Annotated in this window: 24 protein-coding genes; 18 read left to right on the forward strand and 6 right to left on the reverse strand. The window is 65.5% G+C overall.

All coding sequences use genetic code 11. From position 1 onward, the window contains the following. Nucleotides 1-35 precede the first annotated feature (35 nt). Both ACN0SE_RS06310 and ACN0SE_RS06315 read right to left on the reverse strand, forming a co-directional pair. Entirely contained in the window at nt 36-503 is a 468-nt protein-coding gene (locus tag ACN0SE_RS06310) for an NUDIX hydrolase (RefSeq protein WP_417523649.1), read from the reverse strand. After that, on the reverse strand, nt 500-2,161 hold the full coding sequence (locus tag ACN0SE_RS06315) for a Na/Pi cotransporter family protein (protein WP_417523650.1): 1,662 nt from the start codon (nt 2,159-2,161) through the stop codon (nt 500-502). The genes ACN0SE_RS06310 and ACN0SE_RS06315 overlap by 4 nt, the downstream gene beginning before the upstream one ends. Nucleotides 2,162-2,336: 175 nt before the next feature. Between ACN0SE_RS06315 and ACN0SE_RS06320 the strand changes: the two genes are divergently transcribed. From ACN0SE_RS06320 to ACN0SE_RS06385, 14 genes are all read left to right on the forward strand, one after another. Further along, on the forward strand, nt 2,337-3,146 hold the full coding sequence (locus ACN0SE_RS06320; protein ID WP_417523651.1) for a DeoR/GlpR family DNA-binding transcription regulator: 810 nt from the start codon (nt 2,337-2,339) through the stop codon (nt 3,144-3,146). 65 nt (nt 3,147-3,211) lie between these two features. Then, a complete protein-coding gene (gene phnD, locus ACN0SE_RS06325; protein WP_417523652.1) occupies nt 3,212-4,186 on the forward strand; it encodes a phosphate/phosphite/phosphonate ABC transporter substrate-binding protein in 975 nt (324 codons plus the stop codon). Nucleotides 4,187-4,250: 64 nt separating this feature from the next. Then, complete coding sequence (phnC, locus tag ACN0SE_RS06330) at nt 4,251-5,045, forward strand: phosphonate ABC transporter ATP-binding protein (RefSeq protein WP_417523653.1); 795 nt, start codon at nt 4,251-4,253, stop codon at nt 5,043-5,045. Continuing rightward, nucleotides 5,042-5,857, forward strand: coding sequence for a phosphonate ABC transporter, permease protein PhnE (gene phnE, locus ACN0SE_RS06335; protein WP_417523654.1), 816 nt, complete (start codon nt 5,042-5,044; stop codon nt 5,855-5,857). The genes phnC and phnE (ACN0SE_RS06335) overlap by 4 nt, the downstream gene beginning before the upstream one ends. Then, entirely contained in the window at nt 5,857-6,672 is an 816-nt protein-coding gene (gene phnE / locus ACN0SE_RS06340) for a phosphonate ABC transporter, permease protein PhnE (RefSeq protein WP_417523655.1), read from the forward strand. The genes phnE (ACN0SE_RS06335) and phnE (ACN0SE_RS06340) overlap by 1 nt, the downstream gene beginning before the upstream one ends. Beyond that, nucleotides 6,636-7,574, forward strand: coding sequence for an HAD-IIA family hydrolase (locus ACN0SE_RS06345; RefSeq protein WP_417523656.1), 939 nt, complete (start codon nt 6,636-6,638; stop codon nt 7,572-7,574). The genes phnE (ACN0SE_RS06340) and ACN0SE_RS06345 overlap by 37 nt, the downstream gene beginning before the upstream one ends. 94 nt (nt 7,575-7,668) lie before the next feature. Beyond that, nucleotides 7,669-8,979: a sn-glycerol-3-phosphate ABC transporter substrate-binding protein UgpB gene (gene ugpB / locus ACN0SE_RS06350; protein WP_417523657.1), complete on the forward strand. Its 1,311-nt coding sequence runs from the start codon at nt 7,669-7,671 to the stop codon at nt 8,977-8,979. 62 nt (nt 8,980-9,041) lie between these two features. Next, the gene (gene ugpA, locus ACN0SE_RS06355) at nt 9,042-9,923 is read left to right on the forward strand and encodes a sn-glycerol-3-phosphate ABC transporter permease UgpA (RefSeq protein WP_417523658.1); all 882 of its coding nucleotides are present in this window, start codon (nt 9,042-9,044) and stop codon (nt 9,921-9,923) included. Between the two features lie 62 nt (nt 9,924-9,985). After that, nucleotides 9,986-10,822, forward strand: coding sequence for a sn-glycerol-3-phosphate ABC transporter permease UgpE (gene ugpE, locus ACN0SE_RS06360; protein WP_417523688.1), 837 nt, complete (start codon nt 9,986-9,988; stop codon nt 10,820-10,822). Between the two features lie 5 nt (nt 10,823-10,827). After that, nucleotides 10,828-11,826 carry an ABC transporter ATP-binding protein gene (locus ACN0SE_RS06365; protein ID WP_417523659.1) on the forward strand — a complete coding sequence of 333 codons (999 nt, stop codon included), beginning with the start codon at nt 10,828-10,830 and terminating at the stop codon, nt 11,824-11,826. Nucleotides 11,827-11,926: 100 nt separating this feature from the next. Beyond that, nucleotides 11,927-12,454, forward strand: coding sequence for an NUDIX hydrolase (locus ACN0SE_RS06370; RefSeq protein ID WP_417523660.1), 528 nt, complete (start codon nt 11,927-11,929; stop codon nt 12,452-12,454). A gap of 63 nt (nt 12,455-12,517) precedes the next feature. Next, nucleotides 12,518-13,999: an inorganic phosphate transporter gene (locus tag ACN0SE_RS06375; RefSeq protein ID WP_417523661.1), complete on the forward strand. Its 1,482-nt coding sequence runs from the start codon at nt 12,518-12,520 to the stop codon at nt 13,997-13,999. 349 nt (nt 14,000-14,348) lie between these two features. Beyond that, nucleotides 14,349-15,458: an LLM class flavin-dependent oxidoreductase gene (locus ACN0SE_RS06380; RefSeq protein ID WP_417523662.1), complete on the forward strand. Its 1,110-nt coding sequence runs from the start codon at nt 14,349-14,351 to the stop codon at nt 15,456-15,458. Nucleotides 15,459-15,501: 43 nt separating this feature from the next. Continuing rightward, complete coding sequence (locus ACN0SE_RS06385) at nt 15,502-16,437, forward strand: p-hydroxyphenylacetate 3-hydroxylase reductase component (RefSeq protein WP_417523663.1); 936 nt, start codon at nt 15,502-15,504, stop codon at nt 16,435-16,437. Between the two features lie 102 nt (nt 16,438-16,539). On the opposite strand, the gene ACN0SE_RS06390 is transcribed toward ACN0SE_RS06385, so the two are convergent. Then, a complete protein-coding gene (locus ACN0SE_RS06390) occupies nt 16,540-17,325 on the reverse strand; it encodes a 3-keto-5-aminohexanoate cleavage protein (protein ID WP_417523664.1) in 786 nt (261 codons plus the stop codon). A gap of 108 nt (nt 17,326-17,433) precedes the next feature. Here ACN0SE_RS06390 and ACN0SE_RS06395 point away from each other — a divergent pair, with 108 nt between their 5' ends. Then, on the forward strand, nt 17,434-18,360 hold the full coding sequence (locus tag ACN0SE_RS06395; RefSeq protein ID WP_417523665.1) for a LysR family transcriptional regulator: 927 nt from the start codon (nt 17,434-17,436) through the stop codon (nt 18,358-18,360). Between the two features lie 101 nt (nt 18,361-18,461). Here ACN0SE_RS06395 and ACN0SE_RS06400 read toward each other — a convergent pair whose 3' ends face one another. Continuing rightward, nucleotides 18,462-19,772, reverse strand: coding sequence for a TRAP transporter large permease (locus ACN0SE_RS06400; RefSeq protein WP_417523666.1), 1,311 nt, complete (start codon nt 19,770-19,772; stop codon nt 18,462-18,464). A gap of 1 nt (nt 19,773) precedes the next feature. Continuing rightward, nucleotides 19,774-20,301 (reverse strand): TRAP transporter small permease, encoded by a 528-nt coding sequence (locus tag ACN0SE_RS06405; protein ID WP_417523667.1) that lies wholly within the window; start codon nt 20,299-20,301, stop codon nt 19,774-19,776. Between the two features lie 184 nt (nt 20,302-20,485). On the opposite strand from ACN0SE_RS06405, the gene ACN0SE_RS06410 reads away from it, so the two are divergent. The 3 genes from ACN0SE_RS06410 to ACN0SE_RS06420 all read left to right on the forward strand — a co-directional run bounded on the left by ACN0SE_RS06410 (nt 20,486) and on the right by ACN0SE_RS06420 (nt 23,262). Further along, nucleotides 20,486-21,565, forward strand: coding sequence for a C4-dicarboxylate TRAP transporter substrate-binding protein (locus ACN0SE_RS06410; RefSeq protein WP_417523668.1), 1,080 nt, complete (start codon nt 20,486-20,488; stop codon nt 21,563-21,565). Nucleotides 21,566-21,700: 135 nt separating this feature from the next. Beyond that, nucleotides 21,701-22,483, forward strand: coding sequence for a hypothetical protein (locus ACN0SE_RS06415; RefSeq protein ID WP_417523669.1), 783 nt, complete (start codon nt 21,701-21,703; stop codon nt 22,481-22,483). Beyond that, entirely contained in the window at nt 22,480-23,262 is a 783-nt protein-coding gene (locus tag ACN0SE_RS06420) for an alpha/beta fold hydrolase (RefSeq protein ID WP_417523670.1), read from the forward strand. Before ACN0SE_RS06415 ends, ACN0SE_RS06420 begins: the two co-directional genes overlap by 4 nt. Here the strand turns inward: ACN0SE_RS06420 and ACN0SE_RS06425 are convergent. Further along, on the reverse strand, nt 23,259-23,894 hold the full coding sequence (locus ACN0SE_RS06425) for a glutathione S-transferase family protein (protein ID WP_417523671.1): 636 nt from the start codon (nt 23,892-23,894) through the stop codon (nt 23,259-23,261). The genes ACN0SE_RS06420 and ACN0SE_RS06425 overlap by 4 nt on opposite strands. Nucleotides 23,895-23,944 lie beyond the last annotated feature (50 nt).

Here is a 23,944-nt window from a genome sequence, read left to right on the forward strand (position 1 = left end):
CGGTGCCGGGTTGATCCCGCCACCGCTGCCCGCCCTCACGCGGCCTTGCGCAGTTTCTCGATGACTGCCCGCCTTTGCGGCTTTTCGGCCAGCTCCGTCAGGAGCTGCGACAGCTCCTCCTCCTCCACCAGCTTTGCGGCTTTCTTCGGCGCAAACCAGTGCCTTTTTCTTTCGCTGCGCTCTTTCCAACGGCGCTTGAGCTTGCTCACCACCATCGGATAGAGCGTCACCCGGCAGCGCAGGCTGGTGCCATCGGCCAGCAGCTTGTCGTAGTCGTAGGTGCCGATCGTCCGCTTCGAGACAAAGCCCAGCGCCCCGGCTTCCTCGAGCGCTTCGATCTCGGCGGCGCGCCAGGGCTTCTTGCCGTCCATCAGCCAGCCCTTGGGCATGACCCAGCGGCCGCGGTCGCGCGAGGTGACCATCAGGATGCGCAGCTTGCCGGTCTTGTCCCAGCGGATGGGCAGGGCGGCGATCTGCCGGGCGATCCCGTCGCCCTCGGTCACACCGCACCTCCGATCACCCGCGGCTTGGCCAGGCGGCTGCCCAGCAGGTCGCCGGTCTCTTCGGCGATGGGATAGGCGACAAAGGCCAGCGCGGCGTTGATCTGCTTGAGCAGGCGCAGGGTCTCCTGGTGGATGTTGGTGGTCTCGATGCTGGCGGTGGTGCCATTCTGCAGCCGCTTGAGGTGACGCTCCTGCAGGGTCTGTTCCTCGAAGCGGATGCGATCCTTTTCCGCCACCAGCTGCCGTGCGGCCTCGGCATCGCCGGTGGTCAGCACGCTCAGCGCCAGCTGGCCGTTGGTGACGACCTGATCGTGAAATTGCTCGATGTCAGAGAGGCCCTCCTGCGAAAAGGTCACGGCCTCTTCGGACATCTTCTGCGCCAGCGCCACAAGGCTGACGGCAATGCGGTCGGCGGCATCCTCGAGACTGTTGGCCATGGCGACCAGCTCGAGCGTCTTCTTGTCCTGCTGCGGCGACAGATCGCCTTCGCGCAGGCGCGAGAGGTAGATCTTGATCTCGAAGTGCATCCGGTCGACGTCTTCCTCGCGCAGCTCGATCACCCGCGCCAGCTCGGCGTCCCAGCTGCGAAAGAGCCGGACCACCGGCAGCAGGTTGGCCTGCACCGTCTCGGCCATGCGCAGCAGTTCGCGCTGGGCGCAGGCCAGGGCCAGTGGCGCATGGTCGAGCGCGGCATCGTCGAGCGCGGTCACGGTCTCGGGTGAACTTCCCGAGTGGCGCGGCAGCACCGCCGTCGCCAGTCTGATCAACGGGCCGGTCACAGGCAGCGCCAGCATGAGAAGCACGGCGTTCAAAGCGATATGCAGCGTCACCGCCGGATGGCCGGGCAGGGCGGCCAGCAGGTCGAGGCTCAGCACGCCGGTAATCAGCAGCGCTAGCGCCGCCAGCGTCACCCCGCCGCGCGCCACCAGGTTGCCCAGCACCACCAGCCGCGCCGGGCGCTCCTGGCTCCAGAGCAGGGCAAAGGGCACGATGGCCCCGCCGAGGTTGGCGCCGATCACCAGGGCGGCGGCCACCGGCACACCGATCAGCCCGGTGCTGGCGAAGGTGGCAAAGGTCAGCACGGCGGCGAGGCTGGAATGCATCGCCCAGGCCAGCACGGCGCCGACCACATAGGCGCTGGCCAGGTCGTTCTGAAAGTAGATCGCGATGCTCTGGACAATCGGATCGGCGCCGATCGGCACCGTGGCGGCGCGGATCATGCCGAGCGACAGCAGCACCAATGAAAAGCCGATCAGGATGCGGCCGATCTGCTTGGTGCGCCGCTTGCCGGCCTTGGAGAAGGTGACAACCCCCACCAGCATGGCAAACGGCGCCACCGCCTGCACCGGCAGCAGCAACACCTGCGCCATCAGGGCCGAGCCCAGATCGGCCCCGAGCAAGAGCGCCAAAGCCGCCGCCGGCGCCAGCATGCCCGACACCGCAAAGCCCGCGCCGATCAGCGCCACCGCGGTCGAGCTCTGCATCACCATCGCCGCCAGACCACCACCTGCCGCGGCCGTCAGCCTGCGGTCGGACAGCGCCTTCAGCCCGCGTTTCAGCTCTGGCAGGAAGGCGCGTTCCACCCCGGTCCGGATCAACCGAACCGACCACAAAAGAAGGGCGACCGCAGCCGCCAGTTGCGTGGCAAGAACGATCATTCGAGAGAACCGGCGTGTGTCATCTGGTGGTGCATTGCTCCCCCTCGGACTCCCAAACCTTTGGGTTACCGGCAATTCTCAGCACTCAAGTGCGGCCAATGCAACAAAATATTTGCAAAATTGCCGGAAACACCACAATTCTGGGCGGGGGACCGAGTCGGGAAATGGGGAGCCGGTGACCAAGACACGCAGCAAACACGCAGAGAGCGGCCGCGACCGGTTGAAGAAATCCGACCGCCGTCGGCGCATCCTGCTCGAGCTCAAGTTGCATCCGCATGTCCGCATCAGCGACCTTGCGCGCAGCTTCAATGTCTCGACGGAAACCGTGCGGCGTGACTTCGATGCCCTGGCCGAAGACGGTCTGGTGGCGCGCGCCCATGGCGGTGCCTCGGCCCCCGCGCAGGGCCATTATCCCAGCCTCGACGAACGCACCGCCGCGCGCATTGCCGAACGCGAACGCATCGGCGCAAGGGCCGCCGATCTGGTGCAGGAGGGCGAGACGGTGATGATCGATTCCGGCTCGACCACGATCCAGCTGGCCCGCGCGCTGGCCTATCGCGGCACCCGCTGCACGGTGATCACCAATTCGATCCCGGTGGCGATGACCATTGGCCATGGCGCGCCCGACGTGGTGCTCTGTTCCGGTGAATACCTTGCGGCGGAATCGGCGGTGATCGGCACCGAGACGCTGGAATTCCTGTCGCGATTCAACGTCGACCGCTGCATGATCGGGGCCTCGGGCCTGTCGGCCGAAGGGCCGTCAGAGACCGTGCGCGGCTTTGCCGCCGTCAAGCGGATGATGTTGCGCCGCGCGGCGCAGAAGCACCTGCTGATCGACGCGACCAAGTTCGGTCACAAGGGACTGGCGCGGGTCGGCGACATGGCCGATCTGGATTCCATCGTCGTTGACAAGCGCCCTCAGGGCGAGATTCTGGCGGCGGTGGATGGCGCCGAAGTGGAGGTGATCGTCGCCGACCAGACGTGAGGATCAGACGACCAAAAGACCAATCAAAATGCGGCGCAAACGCCGCGACCAACGGGAGGAAAACCATGAAATTCGACGTGAAACTGCTGCTTTCGGCTTCGGCCATTGCGCTGCTGTCCCTGGGTGGGGCGGCCTCGGCCCAGGACTGCCCGCGCGGCGATCTGGATGCGCGCTTCTGCGATGCCGACGGCGACCTGATCGCCGATATTCCTGAAGACGAAAGCCAGTGGATCGACCCTGATACGCTGATCTTTGCCTTTACCCCGGTCGAGGATCCGGCGGTCTACAAGACCGCCTGGACCGACTTCCTGGCCTACCTCGGCGAAAAGACCGGCAAGGAGATCGTTTTTTTCCCGGTGCAGTCCAACGCCGCCCAGATCGAGGCGATGCGCTCGGGCCGGCTTCACATCGCGGGCTTCAACACCGGGTCGAACCCGCTGGCTGTGAATTGCGCCGGCTTCCGCCCATTCACCATCATGGCGGGCGAGGATGGATCGTTTGGCTACGAGATGGAGATCATCACCTATCCCGGCTCGGGCATCGAGAGCGTCGAGGACATCAAGGGCAAGCAGCTTGCCTTTACCTCGCCGACGTCGAATTCGGGCTTCAAGGCGCCTTCGGCGATCCTCAAGGCCGATTACGACATGCTGCCCGAGCGCGATTTCGAGCCGGTCTATTCCGGCAAGCACGACAACTCGATCCTCGGCGTCGCCAACAAGGACTATCCGGCGGCCTCGATCGCCAACTCGGTCATGCAGCGGATGCTTGAACGCGACGTGGTGAGCGAGGACCAGATCGTCAGCCTCTACAAGTCGCAGACCTTTCCGACCACCGGCTACGGTGTGGTCTACAACTTGAAGCCCGAGCTGCAGGAGGCCATTCAGGACGCCTTCTTCAGCTTTGAGTGGGAAGGCACCAGCCTCGAGGAAGAGTTCTCGAAGAACGGCGAAGCCCAGTTCATTCCGATCACCTACAAGGAATACTGGGACGTGATCCGCAAGATCGACGCGGCCAACGACGTCTCTTACGCCTGCGAATAAGGCGCTTTGAAACACGGGCAGGCCCCTGTGCCGGGCCTGTCCCTTTGCCGTGTCGGGAATATTAATGCTGAGCCTTCAGAAGCTGACCAAGACCTACAAGACCGGGGATCTCGCGCTGAAAAGCGTCGATCTCGACGTGCCCGCGGGGCAGGTGCTGGCACTGATCGGGCCGTCGGGCGCGGGCAAGTCGACCCTGATCCGCTGCATCAACCGGCTGGTCGAACCGACCAGCGGCGCGGTGATGCTGGACGGCACCGATCTGACCCGTCTGGGCCCCGGCGCGCTGCGCCGGGCGCGGCGCGAGATGGGAATGATCTTTCAGGAATATGCGCTGGTCGAGCGGCTGACGGTGATGGAGAACGTGCTGTCCGGCCGACTGGGCTATGTCGGCTTCTGGCGGTCGTTCCTGCGGCGCTATCCGCAGACCGATGTCGACGAGGCCTTTCGCCTGCTCGACCGGGTGGGGCTGTTGCACATGGCCGACAAGCGCGCCGACGAGCTGTCGGGCGGGCAGCGCCAGCGGGTGGGCATTTGCCGCGCGCTGATCCAGGACCCGAAGCTCTTGCTGGTCGATGAACCCACAGCCTCGCTCGATCCCAAGACCAGCCGGCAGATCATGCGGCTGATCACAGAGCTTTGCCGCGAGCGCGGGCTGGCGGCGATCATCAACATTCACGACGTTCTTCTGGCGCAGATGTTCGTGCCGCGCATCGTGGGCTTGCGGTTCGGCGAGATCGTCTTTGACGGGCCGCCGGACGGGCTGACGCCTGACAAGCTGACCGAGATCTACGGCGAGGAAGATTGGGAAGCCACCATCGAAAAGGTCGAGGACGAAGAAGAGATCGAGGCCGCGGAATGAGCCATCGAGAGCTGGACGACATGCTGGGCAAGGGGTGGCGCAAGCCGCATTTCGTCAGGAACCCGGCGCTGCGCTGGGGGCTGACGCTGGGCTTTCTCGCCTACCTGGTGGCGGCCTTCCTGACCATCGAGGTCGACTGGAGCCGGGTCTATGCCGGGCTCGACCGCGGCTGGCAGTTCGTGCTTTCGTTCACCCGGCCGGATTTCGTCAGCCGCGCCAGCGACATCTGGGGCGGGCTGCTGGAGAGCATCGTGATGACGGTGGCGGCGTCCGTGGTGGGCATCGCGATCTCGATCCCCATCGGGCTTGGCGCGGCGCGCAACGTGGCGCCACTGCCGGTCTACGTGATCTGCCGCGGCATCGTCGCGATCAGCCGGGCGCTGCAGGAAATCATCGTGGCGATCCTGCTGGTGGCGATCTTCGGCTTCGGCCCGCTGGCGGGCTTCCTGACGCTGTCCTTCGCCACCATCGGGTTCCTCTCGAAGCTGTTGGCCGAGGATATCGAGGCGATGGACAAGGTGCAGGCCGAGGCGATCCGGGCCTCCGGGGCGCGCTGGATGCAGTGGATCAACTACGGCGTGCAACCACAAGTAATGCCACGACTTGTTGGCCTCAGCATGTACCGCATCGACATCAATTTTCGCGAAAGCGCGATCCTCGGGCTGGTCGGCGCCGGCGGCATTGGCGCGACGCTCAACACCGCGTTTGACCGCTACGAATATGACACCGCCGCGGCGATCCTGATCCTGATCATCGGCATCGTCATGGCGCTGGAATACCTGTCCGGCATCATCCGCGCGAGGGTGCAGTAATGCCGGTTCTGGAAAAAGACGGCGCGCAGGTCTGGAGACTGCGGACCCCACGCGAAAAGGCGATGCGCTGGGGCGGATGGCTGGCGGGGCTGGTTGTCTTTGCAATCTGCTGGCAGATCATTTCGGAAAGCACGACATGGTTCTTCGTCTGGGACGCGCCGCGCATCGCCAATGACATCTGGACGCGGGCGACGCCGCCGCGCTGGGAATACATCACCCAGCTGGGCCGGCCGATCTGGGACACGCTCAACATCGCCACATTGGGCACGATCATCGCGCTGTTCCTCGCGGTGCCGGTGGCCTTTCTCGCCGCGCGCAACACCACGCCGTCGAAGCTGCTGATCCGGCCCGTGGCACTTCTGATCATCGTCTCGACCCGCTCGATCAACTCGCTGATCTGGGCGCTCTTGCTGATCGCCATCATCGGGCCGGGGGTATTTGCCGGGGTGGTGGCCATCGCCATCCGCTCGGTCGGATTCTGCGCCAAGCTGCTCTACGAGGCGATCGAGGAAATCGACCATGCCCAGGTCGAGGCGATCACCGCCACCGGCGCCAGCCGCTGGCAGGTCATGGCCTACGGGATCGTGCCGCAGATCATGCCGGCCTTTGCCGGCATCGCGGTGTTCCGCTGGGACATCAACATCCGCGAATCCACCGTGCTGGGGCTGGTGGGGGCAGGCGGCATCGGGCTGCAGCTCTCGGCCTCGCTCAACGTGCTGGCCTGGCCGCAGGTCAGCCTGATCCTGCTGGTGATCCTCGCCGCTGTCGTCATCAGCGAATGGGTCTCGGCCAAGGTGCGGGGGGCGATCATTTGACCGCGCTGACCGCCGATATCGCCTTTGCGGCCTACGAGGCCGTGCGCCACCGGCTGCCGCCCGCCTCAAATGGGCAAGTGGCCAGCCGCAGCTGCGAGACGCTGGAGGAGTTGGCCGAGAAATTCGACGTCTTCCTGCTCGACGCTTTCGGTGTGCTCAACATCGGCGAGACCGCGATCCCCGAGACGCCCGGACGCATTGCCGCGCTCAAGGCGGCGGGCAAGCGGGTGCTGGTGGTGTCGAACGCCGCCGGCTTTCCCCATGCGACGTTGATCGAGAAATACGCCCGTCTGGGCTATGACTTTGCCGGCGAGGACATCATCACTAGCCGCGCCACGCTGCTGGCCGGGCTGAACGGGCGGCGCGGGCTGCACTGGGGGCTGATGGCGACACCGGCGGCGGGGCTGCGCGATCTTGAGGGGCTGAACCTGACCTATCTTCAGGAAGACCCGGCGGCCTATGATGCCGTCGACGGCTTCCTGCTGGTGGGCAGCGCGGTCTGGACCGAGGCGCGGCAGACCCTGCTCGAGGCCGCTCTGGCGCGCCGCCCACGGCCCGTTCTGGTCGGCAACCCCGATATCGTCGCCCCGCGCGAGACCGGCTTTTCCGCCGAACCCGGCCATTTCGCCCACAGGCTGGCCGACAGCACCGGCGTCACGCCGGAATTCTTCGGCAAGCCGTTCGGCAATATCTTTGACCTGGCCTTTGCCCGGATCGGCCCGGTGGATCGCGGCCGGGTGCTGATGGTGGGCGACAGCCTGCACACCGACATCCTCGGCGCGCAGACCGCCGGCGTCGCCTCGGCGCTGATCACCGATTTCGGCTTCTTTGCCGGGCTCGATGCCGGTCGCGCGGTGGCGATGACCGGAATAACGCCCGATTACCTCGTGAGGCGGCCATGAGCGCCGCGGTGTCACACGTTCTTCAACGCGCGATGATAACGCGCGGAAGCAGGGCGGCAACAGGCCGTCAAATCCTCAAACCAGGGAGTAAGAGATGAAACACACGATCAGCTTATTGGCCACCGCGGCCGTTCTGGGCTCGGCGCAATCCGCCATGGCGCAGACCGAAATCGAGATGTGGCACGCCTTTACCGGCCGGCTCGGTGAACTGGTGGCCGAGCAGGTGGAAACCTTCAACGGCTCGCAGTCCGACTATGCCGTCGTGGCGACCCACAAGGGCAACTACTCGGAAACCCTGAACGCCGGCATCGCGGCCTTCCGCGCCGGCGAACAGCCCGACATCCTGATGGTCTTCGAGGTCGGCACCGCGACGATGATGGCCGCCAAGGGCGCGATCAAGCCGGTGCACGAAGTGATGCAGATGGGCGGCGCCGAGTTCGACCAGTCGAAATACATCGGCTCGGTCAAGGGCTACTACACCTCGGCGGACGGCGACATGCTCTCGCTGCCGTTCAACTCGTCGACCCCGGTGCTCTGGGTCAACCGCGACAAGCTGCAGGAGGCCGGCATCGACCCCGACACCGATCTCTCGACATGGGAAAAGGTGGGCTCGGTCCTCGACCAGCTGAAAGAGGCCGGCGTCGACTGCCCGATGACCACCGCCTGGCAGAGCTGGATCCATCTCGAGAACTTCTCGGCCTATCATGACGTGCCTTTCGCCACCAAGGACAACGGCTTCGGCGGCACCGACACCGAACTGGCGTTCAACGGCGAGCCGCAGGTCACGCACATCCAGGCGATGGCCGACTGGGCCAAGGACGGCAAGTTCATCTATGCCGGCCGCCGCAACGAGGGCGGTGCCAACTTCCGCGCCGGCGAATGCGCGCTCTTCACCGAGAGCTCGGCCGGTTATGCCGGCATCAAGGCCGAGGCGCAGTTCGACTTCGAGGTGCGGCCGCTGCCCTATTGGGAATCCGTTGCCGACGAGCCGCAGAACACCATCATCGGTGGGGCCTCGCTCTGGGTGATGGAGGGTCAGACGGAAGAGGAATACAAGGGCGTCGCCGCCTTCCTCAACTTCCTGTCGAGCCCGGAGATCCAGGCCAAGTGGCACCAGGACACCGGCTATCTGCCGATCACCGCCGAGGCCGGCGAGCTGACCCGCAGCCAGGGCTTCTATGACGAGAACCCGGGCACCGACATCGCGGTCACGCAAATGACGGCCAAGGAGCCGACCAACAACTCCAAGGGCCTGCGCCTTGGATCCTTCGACCAGATCCGCGGGATCATCGACGAAGAACTCGAGGCCGTCTGGGCCGGTGACAAGGATGCGCAGACCGCGCTCGATTCGGCAGTGGAACGCGGCAACGCGCTGCTGCGCCGCTTCGAGCAGTCCTCGCGCTAAGCCGTCAGGCACAGCCGCGCCCCGGGCATCGTTCCGGGGCGCGCATCAACCGCGGAGACACCATGGAAAAGCGCGTCACATTCAAGGGGCTCTGGCTGCCGCTTCTGCTGGTCCTGCCGCAGATTGCGATCACTGCCGTGTTCTTCTTCTACCCGGCGGGGCAGGCGATCTGGCAATCGCTGTTCATTCCCGATCCCTTCGGGCTCTCGATGCAATGGGTGGGACTGGGCAACTTCGAATACCTGCTGTCGGATCGCTACTACCGCGCCTCTTTCGTCACCACGGCAGTGTTCTCGATCCTGGTCACCGTGGTCTCGATGGGCGTGGCGCTTTATCTCGCGGTGCTGGCGGATCGGCTGATCAAGGGATCCGGCACCTACCGGACACTGCTGATCTGGCCGTATGCGGTGGCGCCGGCGGTGGCGGGTGTCTTGTGGATGTTCATGTTCAACACCCGCGTCGGCGTGGTGTCGTGGTATCTCGGCCAGCTGGGCTATGACTGGAACCACGTGCTCAATGAGGGCGAGGCCATGGGCCTTGTGGTGGTGGCCTCGGCCTGGGGCCGGATCAGCTACAACTTCCTGTTCTTCCTCGCCGGGCTTCAGGCGATCCCGCGCAGCGTGATCGAGGCCGCTGCCATCGACGGCGCGCATTTCTGGACCCGCTTCCGCACCATCGTCTTTCCGCTGCTGTCGCCGACCACGTTCTTTCTGATGGTGGTCAACATCATCTACGCCTTCTTCGAGACCTTCGGCGTGATCCACACCATCACCTCCGGCGGGCCGCAACAGGCGACGACGATCCTGGTCTACAAGGTCTATTCAGACGGTTTCGTCGGTCAGGACCTCGGGTCGTCAGCGGCGCAATCGGTGATCCTGCTGTTCATCGTGTCGATCCTGACCGTGGTGCAATTCAAGTATATCGAGCGGAGGGTGCACTATTGACCGCCCGTGATCCCCTTGCCGCCGCCGTGCCGCCCAAGCCGCGCAAGGCGCCGCCGACCGGCATGGTCGAGAAACGCGGCGCCGGCCACTGGCTGACCCATCTCGGGCTGATCATCGGCGTGCTCTTCATCTTCTTCCCGATCTGGCTGGCCTTCGTCGCCTCGACGGTGACCAATGCCGATATCGTGCGGCCGCCGATGCCGCTGCTGCCGGGCCCGCATTTCCTCGACAACTACGCCAAGGCGCTGACCTCGGGCATCAATGCGCCGGTGGCGCAGATGCTGTGGAACTCGCTGGTGATGGCGCTGGGCATTGCGCTGGGCAAGATCGCGATTTCGCTGCTCTCGGCCTTTGCCATCGTCTATTTCCGCTTTCCGGGGCGCAAGCTGTTCTTCTGGCTGATCTTCCTGACGCTGATGCTGCCGGTCGAGGTACGGATCGTGCCGACCTACGAGGTGATCGCCAACTTCGGCATGCTCAACAGCTATCAGGGGCTGATCCTGCCGCTGGTCGCCTCGGCCACCGCCACCTTCCTGTTCCGGCAGTTCTTCATGACCGTCCCGGACGAACTGGCCGAGGCCGCGCGGGTGGATGGCGCCAGCCCGATGCGGTTCTTCTTCGACATCCTGCTGCCGATGAGCCGCACCAATATCGCCGCGCTCTTCGTCATCCTCTTCATCTATGGCTGGAACCAGTACCTCTGGCCGCTGCTGATCACCACCGACCCCGAGATGAACACCATCGTCATGGGCATCAAGCAGATGTTCCCGTCGGGCGACGACTGGGCCGACTGGCCGGTGATCATGGCCACCTCGATCCTTGCCATGGTGCCGCCGGTGCTGGTGGTGGTGGGGATGCAGAAACTCTTCATCCGCGGACTAGTGGAAAGCGAGAAATAACAATCATGGCAACGCTGACACTCGACAACGTCAAGAAATCCTTCGGCAAGACCGATGTCATCCACGGCGTCTCGATCGACGTCGAGGATGGCGAATTCATCGTCATCGTCGGCCCCTCGGGCTGCGGCAAGTCCACGCTGCTGCGCATGGTGGCCGGGCTCGAGACGATTACCGAAGGCGAGGTGCGCATCGACGGCTCGCGGGTCAACGAGGTCGAGCCGATGGGCCGCGACATCGCCATGGTGTTCCAGAACTACGCGCTTTACCCGCATATGTCGGTCTTCGACAACATGGCCTACGGGTTGAAGATCGCCAAGGTGCCGAAGGCCGAGATCGAGGAGCGGGTGGGGCAGGCGGCAAAACTCCTGCAGCTCGAACCCTATCTCAAGCGCAAGCCGCGCGAGCTGTCCGGCGGCCAGCGCCAGCGGGTGGCCATGGGGCGCGCCATCGTGCGCAAGCCGGCGGTATTCCTGTTCGACGAGCCGCTGTCGAACCTCGATGCCAAGCTGCGGGTGCAGATGCGGCTCGAGATCAAGGCCTTGCAGCGCGAGTTGGGGGTGACCGCGCTCTACGTCACCCACGATCAGGTCGAGGCGATGACCATGGCCGACCGGATGATCGTGATGAACGGCGGCGTCGCCGACCAGATCGGCGGGCCGCTAGAGGTCTATGCCAATCCGGCGACCGAGTTCGTTGCAGGCTTCATCGGCTCGCCGCCCACCAACTTCATCTCTGGCAGCCTGCTGGGCCGGGCCGACGAGGCGCGGATCGGTGTCCGGCCCGAGCATGTGGTGGTGTCGGGCACCGGCAAGCTCAAGGCGCGGGTGCTGAACTCCGAGGCGCTGGGGGCCGAGACGCTGATCCATCTCAGGACGGCTGATGACACCCAGATCACCGTGCGGCAGGACGCGGCCGCGCCGTTTCCGAGCGAGGGCGAAGAGGTGATGCTCGACTGGGACGAGACCCGCGAGATGAACTTCGACGCCGCCGGTCGGCGGATCTGAGCGCAGGTCATCGGGTGCGGCATCGCGCCCGATTTGCACCGGCCCCGCCGGTGCGATAGACGCGCGCTTTCGTGGAAAACCAGAGCGATCAGAGTATCAAGTGCGACGTAGCGACCAGACCAGTGACACCCCCCGGCACGGCACGATCCGCCGGTTTCTGGCGCGCGCCACGTGGCCGCTGGCCTGGCTGGCGCCGATGCTGCGGCGTCCGCGGCGGCTGCAGACCGCGGCGCTGTGTTATCGCCGGGGCGAGGGGGCCACGCAGCTGCTGCTGATCACCAGCCGCGGCACCGGGCGCTGGATCATTCCCAAGGGCTGGCTGATGCGCGGCAAGAACGCCAGCGAGGCCGCCGCCACCGAGGCCTGGGAAGAGGCCGGCGTGCGCCCCGGTCAGCGCGCGCGACGCCCGATCGGCAGCTATCGCTACGACAAGACCGCCGACAGCGGCCTGCCGGTGAAGGTCGAGACCCTGGTCTTTCCGATCGAGGTGCAGGCGCTGGCCGACGATTTCCCCGAGGCCGCCGAGCGCGATCGCCGCTGGGTCACGCCGGAAGAGGCCGCGCGGATGGTCGACGAGCCGGAGCTCAAGCGCATCCTCGGCGGCTTTCGGGCAGAACGCCGCGCCTGACGTGTTCCTTGCCTGAGAAAGGCGATTGCCGTATGCCCGCCCGAATTACTACGGGAGGGACCCATGTCCGACAACAACCTCGATCCCAGCCACCTCGAGACACTGGACCGCGACCTCGGCCGATTGTCCACGCTCGAGCAGGCAACGGCCTATGTCAGCCGGCCGATGATGGGCACCGGCATCGCGCTGATGTTCGTGGTCTTTGCGGCGCTGATCGCCGCCCTGGTCTTTGGTCAGGCCGACAACACGCTGATCGTCGTGATCGCCGCGGCCTTTGGCGCCTACATGGCGCTGAATATCGGCGCCAACGACGTGGCCAACAACATGGGCCCGGCGGTGGGCGCCAATGCCATGTCGATGGGCGTGGCGATCGTCATCGCCGCGGTCTTCGAAAGCGCCGGCGCGCTTCTGGCCGGTGGCGACGTTGTCTCGACCATCGCCAAGGGCATCATCGCACCGGAAAGCATGGGCACCTCGGCGGCCTTCATCTCTGCCATGATGGCGGCGCTCCTGGCCTCGGCGCTCTGGGTCAACCTCGCCACCTGGATCGGCGCGCCGGTTTCGACCACCCACTCGGTGGTGGGCGGCGTCATGGGCGCGGGCATCGCCGCTGCCGGCTTCGGCGCGGTCAGCTGGGGTCAGATGAGCGCCATCGCCGCCAGCTGGGTGATCTCGCCGCTCCTGGGCGGTCTGATCGCCGCCGGTTTCCTGTGGTTCATCAAGTCCAACATCATCTACCGTGACGACAAGATCGCCGCCGCCCGCAAGTGGGTGCCGGTGCTGGTGGGCATCATGGCCGGCGCCTTTGCCGCCTATCTCGCGGTCAAGGGCTTCAAGAAGCTCATCAAGATCGAATTGCCGATGGCGCTGCTGATCGGTCTGGCCTGTGCCGTCGCGGTCTGGCTGGTGATGATCCCGGTGATCAAGAAGCAGTCGCAGGGCCTCGAGAACCGCAACAAGTCGCTCAAGGTGCTGTTCGGCATTCCGCTGATCGTCTCGGCGGCGATGCTGAGCTTTGCCCATGGCGCAAATGACGTGGCCAATGCGGTGGGCCCGCTGGCCGCCATCGTCCAGGCCTCGGCCACCGGCGATTTCACCCAGGCCGTGCAGATCCCGCTGTGGGTGATGAGCATCGGCGCGCTGGGGATTTCCTTTGGCCTGTTTCTCTTCGGGCCCAAGCTGATCCGCATGGTCGGCAACCAGATCACCAAGCTCAACCCGATGCGGGCCTATTGCGTCGCGCTTTCGGCGGCGATCACCGTGATCGTCGCCAGCTGGCTGGGCCTGCCGGTAAGCTCGACCCATATCGCCGTGGGCGGCGTCTTCGGCGTCGGCTTCTTCCGCGAATGGGACACCGAGCGCCGGCTGCGCAAGACCAAGCAGAAGATCGGCCTGCCGGACCTGGCCCCCGAAGAGCGCCGCCGCCGCAAGCTGGTGCGCCGCTCGCACTTCCTGACCATCGTGGCGGCCTGGATCATCACCGTGCCCGCCGCGGCGATCCTCTCGGCCACCATCTTCATGGTGATCAAGGGCATCACCCTCTGATCGGACCCCGCCGCAGGCCCGGTGTTGCCGGGCCTGCGGTTTTCACGGCGTTGCGCTGTCGCGCCGCCAAGACCGCCGGCCGCTGCGGTCATCATCCCCATCATCCCTCAGATCAGCTTGAACGCCCCGGGCATCTTTGTCCGGCGGGGCATAGCGTCTGACTGGCAGCAGGGGTGAGTGAGCAGAAGTTGAGGGCGCGCAGGGCGGCACACGCGGCCAGACCGGCGCCAAGTCCGACCGACACCCACCATCCACCCATCCGAAAACCAGATAGTAAACATCAGAAAGTTTCAGTTTTTCCACTGGCCTCGCTGCGCCACAGTGACGACGAAGCCAAGGAGGAGCCCACATGAAACTGTCGTTTTTCACGATGCCCATTCATCCGGTCGGCAAGCCGTATGCCAAAAGCCTGCAAGAAGACCGCGAAGCGTTCCTCCTGGCCGACAAGCTGGGCTATGCCGAGGCCTATTGCGGCGAGCACACCACCGACCAGGCCGAGATCATCACCTCCTGCGTGGCCTTTCTGGCGAGCCTCGCCTACGAGACCAAGAACATCCGCCTTGGCACCGGCACGGTGAACATGCCCAATTCGCACCCCGCGCGGATCGCCGCCGAGGTGGCGATGCTCGATCACATGCTGGAAGGGCGGCTGAACTTCGGCATCTCGCCCGGCGGGCTGATGTCCGACGCCGAGGTCTTCGGCTCGATCGACAAGGACCGCAATGCAATGTTCGTCGAGAGCATCAACATGGTTCTGGACATCTGGGCCGGCGAGGCGCCTTACAACCTCAAGGGCGAATTCTGGGAGGTCTCGACCGAGCGCACGATGATGCGCGAGATCGGCCAGGGCGACATCATGAAGCCCTATCAGGACCCGCATCCGCCGATCGTCGGCACCGCTGTCGCGCCATTCTCCAAGGGCGTCAGCGCCATGGCCGAACGCGGCTGGCAGCCGATCTCGGGCAACTTCCTGCTGCCGAAATGGGCGGCGACCCATTGGCCGAAATACGTCGAGGGCTGCCAGAAGGCCGGCATCGTGCCCGATTACGCCGATTGGCGCGTGGCCAAGAACATCTGCGTCGCCGACGACATGGAAACCGCGCGGGCCTATGCGCGCGATCCGGGCTCGCCTTACGTGCTCTACTACTCGCAGCTTCTGACCAAGATGCGGGCCGGCAAGCGGCTCAACCTCTTCAAGGAAGATCAGAACATGCCCGATGACGAGGTCACGCTGGACTACGTGCTCGACCGTCTGGTGATCCACGGCGATGCCGAATCCGTCGCCGATCAGATCCTCTCGCTGCGCGAAGAGACCGGGCCGTTCAAGCACCTGGTCTATGCCGGCCACGACTGGACGGATTACGAGCTGGGCCGCAAGTCGATGATCCTGATGGGCGAGAAGGTGCTTCCGCTGCTGCAGGAGGCGACCAAGGCCGAACCGATCAATGCCGCCGCATGAGGCACCAGGGGGCCTTGCGCCCCCGACCCAGGGAGGACCTGACATGACCATGATGACCCGACCGGCCATCGACGCAAAAGCCTTTCGCCGCGCGCTGGGCAACTTTGCCACCGGGGTGACGATCATCACCGCCCGCGCGCCCGATGGCTCGACGGTGGGTGTGACGGCCAGCAGCTTCAACTCGCTGTCGATGGACCCGCCGCTGATCCTGTGGAGCAGCATGAAGGAGGCGCGCAGCTGCGCCATCTTTGAAAGCGCCACGCATTTCGCGGTGAACATCCTGGCCGCCGACCAGATGCACATGTCGAACCATTTCGCCCGGCAGCAACCGGACAAGTTCGCCGGCATCGACTATGAAGAGGGTCTGGGCGGCGCGCCGCTGTTTCCCGATTGCGCCGGGCGGTTCCAGTGCGAAAGCTATGCCAAGCTCGACGGCGGCGACCACTGGATCTTTGTCGGTCGCGTGGTGGGCTTCGATGATTTCGGCCGGGCACCGCTGATCTTCCACCAGGGCTCCTACGGCATGGTCTACAACCACCCCGACGCCTTTGGTGACACCGGCGCGGCAGGCACCGGGCAGACCGGCTCTGGCCGCATCGGCAACCATGGGTTCTTTCTGATGCTGCAGGCGGTGCGGGCCTATCAGGCGCGCTATCAGCCGAAGATGGCGGCGCTGGGGCTCAGCGTGATCGAGGCGCGCATCCTGCTGGTGCTGAACGACCTTGCCGGGCTGACGGCGGATCAACTGGTCACCCATCTGCACACGCCCGAGACCGAGGCGCATGCCGCGCTGGTCAACCTCGAAGACCGCGATTTCGTGGCGCAGGAGGGCGAGAGCTACACCCTGACCGAGGCCGGGCAGGCCCAGGCCGACCGCTGCTGGCGCGTGGCTGACGCCCATGCCGACGAGGCCTTTGCCGGGCTGGAACCGGCGCAGGTCGAGACCTTCCACCATGTGCTGCGGCATCTGATCGGCTAGGTTCCTTCCGGTCGCTCCCTGGCAGGACCGTCACGCAGTCTTGCCACCACTCCCGGAAGTCCCCGGTCCGAGCGCTCCCCTCGGACCGGGGTTTAGCCGTTCTCAGGCCGGCGCCAGCGCCGGCAGAGCGGCTTTCAGCGCGGCGACGCGATCGGCATTGTCCCGCGCCAGCGAGCCGTCTGTATGCCAGAGCGAATTCTCGAAGCCGACGCGCAGCTTGCCGCCCAGCTCGGCGGCGCGGACGAGGCTTTGCGTTTCTTCGGGGCCAAAGGCACAGGCCATCCAGTCATGGGCGATCCCGGCCTCGGCCAGCGGCGCCAGATAGCCCTCGAGCGGTACGGCATCGGCGGCGCCATTGGCATAGCTGCCCTGAACGAACAGCAGCAGGTGGCTTTCGCCGGGGATCAGCCGGTTGCGGCAGGCCTCGGCAAAGGCCTTGGCCTCGGCCGGGGAATAGAGGATGTGCTGGATCTGCACGCCGTGATCCGCCGCCCACAGGTAGAAGTCCCGCGCCTTGGGCCAGTCGCCGGGCTGGCGCACCATCTCGCGCAAGCCGACCGAGACATGGGCAGGTTTCAGCGCCTTCATCATGGCCTGTTGCTCGGCGGCGTCGTAGCGACCGGCCGATTCCGAGGTGATCTGCAGGTACATGCCCGGCACCGCCTCTTCCAGCCGCGCGACAAGTGTCGCATAGCGCCCGGCGTCGAGCAAATGCGCGCCCTGGGGGTCGCGCAGATGCAGGTGGATGCCGTCGGCGCCGGCGGCCTGACAGGCGAGGGCGGTCTCGACCATCTCGTCATCGGTGACGGGCAGGGCGGGGTGATCGGACTTGCCGCGCCGCGCGCCGTTGGGCGCAACCATCAGGCGGGGCAGGGGTGCAGGGATCATGGTCATTTCGGCTCCTTCTTTCGGTGGATCGCCGAAAATTACCGGATGCCCTGCCTTCAGAGATAGTTATAAGAGTGGATAGTCGTTAGCAGGAAAAAGGATGGCCGGATGAAGTTGCAGCAGTTGCGGTATTTCGCGGCGGTCTATGAGCAGGGGTCGTTCTCGGCCGCTGCCGAAAAGGTCAACGCGACGCAATCGGGCCTCTCGATGCATGTCAGCCAGATCGAGAAACGCTATGACGTTCAGCTGTTTACCCGGTCGTCCTCGGGCGTGACGCCGACCGAGGCGGGGCGGGCCTTCTACCTCGAGGCGGTCAAGGTGCTCGCGGCGGCGGGCCACGCCGAGGACCGGCTCAAGACGCTGTCGGGCGCGGTGACGGGGCATCTGCACGTGGGGCTGATGCCGACCTTCACCCGCTCGGTCCTGACGGCGGTGCTGCTGCGGATGGCGACCGAATACCCCGAGGTGCGGGTGTCGATCTCCGAGGCCTATTCCGGCGCGCTGGCGGACGAGGTGGCCGAGGGGCGGCTGGAATTTGCCGTGGTTCCGGCGAGCTTTGATCTGAACGAGGCGCTGGCTTCGCGCGCCATGGGCGAGGATCAGGAATGCCTGGTCTATGCGCGCGACCGGGTCTTGCCGGTGCGCGATGGCGGCATCCGCCTGCGCGAGATCGACGAGCTGAAGCTGGTGGTGCCGGGGCCGACCAATGCGCGGCGTCACCGGATCGAGACCTACCTCTCGGTCAACGGCATCGACGTGACCGACAAGCTCGAGCTTGACACGATGCACGGCACGCTCGATCTGGTGGCCAACTCCGACTGGCTGTCGATCCTGCCGGGCATCCTCTGCCTGCCCGATCTCGCCGGCGACCGGCGCAAGATCGTGCCGCTGGCCGATCCGCCGCTCAGCGTGACCTATATGATGATCCACGCGCGCAAGCAGCCGCTGAGCCTGGCCGCGCAGGCCTTTGCAGATATCCTGCAGGAAGAGCTGAATTCCTCGCTGGAGATTCCGCCGCTCAGTCGCGGGGCGTGAGGCTGGCCGCTGCAAGAGCGCGAAAATGAAAACCCCCGGCGCTCCGATCAGGAGCCCGGGGGAGGTCGGGCGGGGCCGGACGGCCCCGTCATGAGCGCAGGCTACATCAGGTTGTAGGGCAGCCATGTGCTGAGGCTCGGGAAGACCAGCACCAGGATCGCGACGATCAGGATCAGGATCCAGAAGGGCACCGCCCCGTGGAAGATGTCGCCCAAGGTCACGTCGCGGTCTGGCACCGCCGCCTTGACGGTAAAGACCAGGATGCCGAAGGGCGGGGTCAACAGCCCGGCCTCGATCACCAGGATGCCGAAGATCGCAAAGGCCAGCGGATCGACCCCCAGAGCATCGGCCACCGGCGCAAAGATCGGCACGGTCAGCAGGATGATCGAAGTCGAGTCGATGAACATCCCCAGCAGGATCCAGACGCTGAAGATGATCCCCAGCACCACCGCCGGGTTCTCGCTGACCGAGAACAACAGGTCGGTGATCACCTGCGTCGCCCCGCCCATGGCGAGAAAGCGGGAATACATCGAGGCGGCAATGAGCAGGATCATGATCGGCGCGGTGGTGCGGCCGGCGGAATAGATTGCCTCGAGCACCTCTTCGCGGGTCATGCCCTTGGCCAGCCCCAGCAGGAAGGCGCCCATGGTGCCGAAACCTGCCGCCTCGGTCGGGGTCAGGAAGCCGCCCCAGATGCCGCCGATCACGATGCCGATCAGCCCGAGGATGGCAAGGCCGCCGATCGACTGGCGGCGCAGCTCTTCGGGGCTGACGTCGGTGGCGGCGGTCTGCATCGGCGCGCAGCCGGGGTTGCGGATCGCATAGACCACGCACCAGCCACAGAAGGCCACGGCGAGGATCAGCCCCGGCACGAGGCCCGCGATGAACAGCGCGCCGATGGATTGCTCGGTCAGCACCGCCCAGACGATCATCAGGATCGACGGCGGGATCAACATGCCGAGACAGGCGCTGCCGGCGACGGTGCCCAGTGAGAAGCGCTTGGAATAGCCCATCGCCACCATCTCGGGATAGGCGATGCGCGAGAAGGTGGCGGCAGCGGCGATCGAGACGCCGGTGATCGCGGCAAAGACCGCGTTGCCCGCCACCGTCGCTACGCCCAGACAGCCGGGCAGACGCCGGAAGGCGCGGTTGCACAACGCATAGAGGTCCTTGGCCGAGCCTGAGCGGCTGACGAAATCGCCCATCAGCACGAAGAGCGGGATGATGATGAAGACGTCCTTGCGCAGCGCCTCGTAGGCGGTGGTCGACAGGATCGACAGGCCGATGTCGAAGCTGCCCATCATCCAGTAGACGCCGACAAAGCTCACCGTCCCGAGCGCCACCGCAAGGTGCACGCCCATGAAGATGAAGAGCATCAGCAGGCCGAGGATGCCGAATATCGTGAGGGTCATGTCAGCTCTGCTCCGGTACGGGTTGCGGGGTGGGGCGGCGGAAGGTGGCGTCGAGGTCCCGCCCGCGCAGGTCCGAGATCAGGACCGAGATATAAGCCAGCGCGGCAAAGGCGCTGGTGCCGACAAGGGCAAAGCGGACGGGCCAGGTGTAGATCCGCATGGCGCCTTCGCCTTCGTATTCGCCCAGCCGGACTGCGGTGAGCGCCGCTGGCAGCGAGGCATAGGCGATGCCCGCAAACAGCACCGCGCCCATCAACCAGGCAAAGACCCGCAGGGTCAGCGCGGCGCGGGGTCCCAGGTTGTCGAGAAGCAATGTGGTGCGCAGCATAGATCCGGAATAGACCGCCAGCGGCAGCTGCAGAAAGGTCACCGCGATCACGGAATTCTGCAGGATTTCCTTGGTTCCTGCGATCGGGTGCAGGAACAGGGTGCGCCCCAGCACATCGGCGATGATCAGCAGCGCAAGCAGGAAAACCCACCCGGCTGACAGAACATGCGCCCATCGGGCGATTGCCAGTTGTTGTTTCATCACTCCTCCTCGGTGCTGAATTGCCTGCCAGACTAGGCGGCCCCGACGGGCTGCACAAGATTTTTGTTTATCGACCGATAAATTAATGTATCACTTACCGGCAGACGCGAGTCTGTCAGGGTCATTAAGGAGGTGACCCCGGCGCGATTTCGCGGCAGGAATCCATCAAGGGAGGATCATCGACATGACCGTAACCACCAGACTGACAGGCACTTTCATCGGCGCGGCGCTTGGCGCGGCGTTGCTGGCCAGCGCGGCACAGGCCGACCGCTTCACATTCCGCATCGGCTCGGGCCACCCCAAGGGGCCAGCGCCCTATGTCACCACCATGTCCGAGTTCTTTGTCGCCGAGGTGAAGCGCCGCGCCGAGGAAGAGACCGATCACAAGGTGAACTTCATCGAATCATACGGCGGCGGCATTGCCGGCGTCTCGGAAACGCTGGAGGCCGTACAGAACGGCCTGCTGGACTTCGGCGGCTATTGCGTCTGCTTCGAGCCGTCGAACCTCTACCTGCACAACTTCCCCTACTTCCAGCCGTTCGGGCCGCAGGCCTCGTCGGATGCGATCACGGCAGTCAGGGTCGTCTATGACAAGAACCCCTGGCTCTCGGAGCAGTTCGAACAGGAGTTCGGCCAGACCCTGCTGGGGCTGGGCGCTTGGGACAATTATCACCTCGGTACCAAGAAGGAATGGACCCAGGTCTCCGACCTCAAGGGCGTCAAGATCGGCGGGGCGGGGCCGAACCTGCCTTGGCTGGAATATGCCGGCGCGGTGCCGGTGCAATCGAGCCTGCCCGAAGGCTACATGGCGCTGAAGACCGGGGTCTATGACGGCTGGCTGATGACGCCGGCGGGCTACAACGGCTTCAAGTACTATGAACCGGCGCCCTATTACACGCTGATCGGCTATGGCGCGATGCCGGTGGTGGTGCTGACCGCCAACCAGAAGAAGCTGGCAAGCCTGCCTGAAGACCTGCGCCAGATCATCACCGAGGTCGGCATGGAATGGGAGAAACGCAACGGCAAGGCGATGGATGACAGCCAGGCCGCGGGTCTGGCCGCGCTGAAAGAAAACGGCGCGATCATTACCGAACTGCCGGAAGCCGTGCGCGCGGAATGGGCGCAAAGCCTGGCCGAGCTGCCGCGCAAGGCGGCTGCTGATGCCGATGGCCGTGGCATGCCCGGAACCAAGGTGATGCAGGACTTCATCGATGCTGCCAAGGCCGGTGGCCACGTCTGGCCGGTAGAATACGACCTGCACTGAGGCGCTGGGCGGCGTCCATCAGGTTTTCTGATGGTTGCCGCCCGCTTATATTATTTCATATGTAGGGCCTGCTGCCTCTAGCCTTCAATGACAGGAGGCCGCGTCAGAGCCTCCGCTCTGTGGAGGAGGCCCGACATGAAACTTGGATACCTGTTCATTCCGCCCGGTCCCGGCCGGATCACCGGGCCGGGCAGGGGCCCCGGCAGCGACCGCTCCGGACTGGCCGCCGCGCTGGGCTTTTCCGAGTTCTACAGCGAAGACACGCAACCCCGCTTTGACGACGATCCGCATGGCGCGCCGCTGCTGCGCATCCTGCCGGATCGCCCGCCGGCCACCGGGCCGCGTTTGGCTTCGGTCGACGGGGTGCCGCGCAGGGGCGCGGCCCGCACGCCCGGCCCGCTGGCCGCTCCGGCGAGCTGCCCCGAGGCTATCCGCACGCAATCCCGCCAGGGCCACCTGCCTCTGTCCGCCTGCTGGGCCGATACCGACACGCTGGCGCAGCACTGGGCGGCGCATGTCACCGGCTCTACCCATGGTGCGCGCTGCGCCCGCCGCACCGACTGGCGCATCACGCGGACAGTGGTGGTGGACGACGACCCGGCCCGCGCCGAGGCGCTGGTCAAGGCCCCGGGCAGCCCCTGCCGCACGCATTTCGCCGCGCAGATGCCGGGCGCCGATGCCGCCACGCTCGAGGCGCGGCTCGACGCCTGCGTGCTCTTCGGCACGGCGGCGCAGGTCATGGCGCAACTCGACGCGCTGCAGGCGGCGCTGGACGGCTTCGGGACGCTGGTCCTGGCCGATCACCCCTGGGCCGATGCCGCCCGCGCCCGCCGGTCAATGGTGCTCTTTGCCGACGCGGTCCTGCAGACCCATCAATCCCACACGCAACGCAAACTCAGAAAACTGGAGCTCGCATGACTTCCACGACCCTTCATTCCACCATCAGCGGACCGAAAAACGCCCCGGCGCTGCTGCTGCTCAACAGTCTTGGCGCCACGCAGGCGATGTGGGAGGCGCAGCTGCCGCTGCTCGAGCAATTCTACCGCGTGATCCGCTGCGACATCCGCGGCCATGGCCAGAGCCCGACGCCGCCGGCGCCCTACACCTTTGACGACATCGTGGCCGATGCCTTTGGCGTGCTCGACGCCCACGGGGTGCAGAGGGCCAGCGTCATGGGGCTGTCGCTGGGCGGCATGACCGCGCTGGGCATGGGGCTGACCGCGCCCGAGCGGATCGAACGGCTGGTCTGCTGCGCCGGTCGCGCCGATGCGCCGCCGCCCTTCGTGCAGAGCTGGCATGACCGGCTGGCCAAGATGGAGACCGGCGGGGTCGAGGCGATCTGGCAGGGCACGGTGCCGTTCTGGCTGTCGGAAGAGACCCGTCGCGACCACCCCGAGCGCGAGGCGGCGCTGCGGACCGAGTTCCTCAAGACCACCGAAGAGGGCTATCGCGGCTGTGCGCAGGCGCTGATGAAGCTCGATTACCTGCGCCACCTCGGCCAGATGAAGGTGCCGGTGCATTTCGTCGCGGGCGAGAACGACGGCGGCGCCACGCCGGAGACCATGCGCGCCATGTCAGAGGCCTGCCCGGGGTCCGAGTTCAGCGTCGTCCCCGGCGCGAAACACGTGATCAACGTGGATCGCCCCGAGGACTTCTCGGTCGCGGTGATGCAATCGCTCGACCTGGTGATGGGCTAGGCCTCTGGCGCGCGGAGGCTGTCATAAGACATCATGACAGTCTCCCGGTACGCGGCCCGCTGGCTCAGCCGGTCGTAATAGGCGGCGAGCGCCGGCAGGTCGGGGCGGTCGAAGTCCAGGGTGTAATAGCGATAAAGCGCCGAGCCCACCGGGATGTCACCCATGGTGAACGCTTCCCCGGCGACGAAGTCGCGGTCTGACAGATGCCGGTCGAGGATGGTGAAATTCTCGCTGACCACCTTGATGGCATGATCGCGCTTCGCGGCATCGCGCTCGGCGCGGGGCAGGCGGACCAGCTGGTAGAACAGGGCGATGAACTGCGGGTAGGGGTTGTTCTGGAACCACTCCATCCACATGTCGGCCCGTCCGGCCTCGACTGCATCGCGGCCCCCCAGCGTATCGCCATAAGCCCGGGCCAGGTAGCGCACCACGGCGTTCGACTCCCAGATCACCAGATCGCCATCGACCAGCGTCGGCACCTTGCGCATCGGGTTCATCGCCAGATAGGCCGGATCATCCAACCCGCCAAAGGCCCCGCCAGCATCGAGCCGTTCATAGTCGAGGCTCAGTTCCTCAAGCGCCCAGAGAACCTTCTGCACGTTGACCGATGTTTTCCGTCCCCACAGGCGCATGCGCAGCCCTCCTTGATTACCGTGAAAATTATCACACGATAAATAACTGG

Source organism: Marinovum sp. (genome assembly GCF_048263515.1).
Classification (GTDB): Bacteria; Pseudomonadota; Alphaproteobacteria; order Rhodobacterales; family Rhodobacteraceae; genus Marinovum.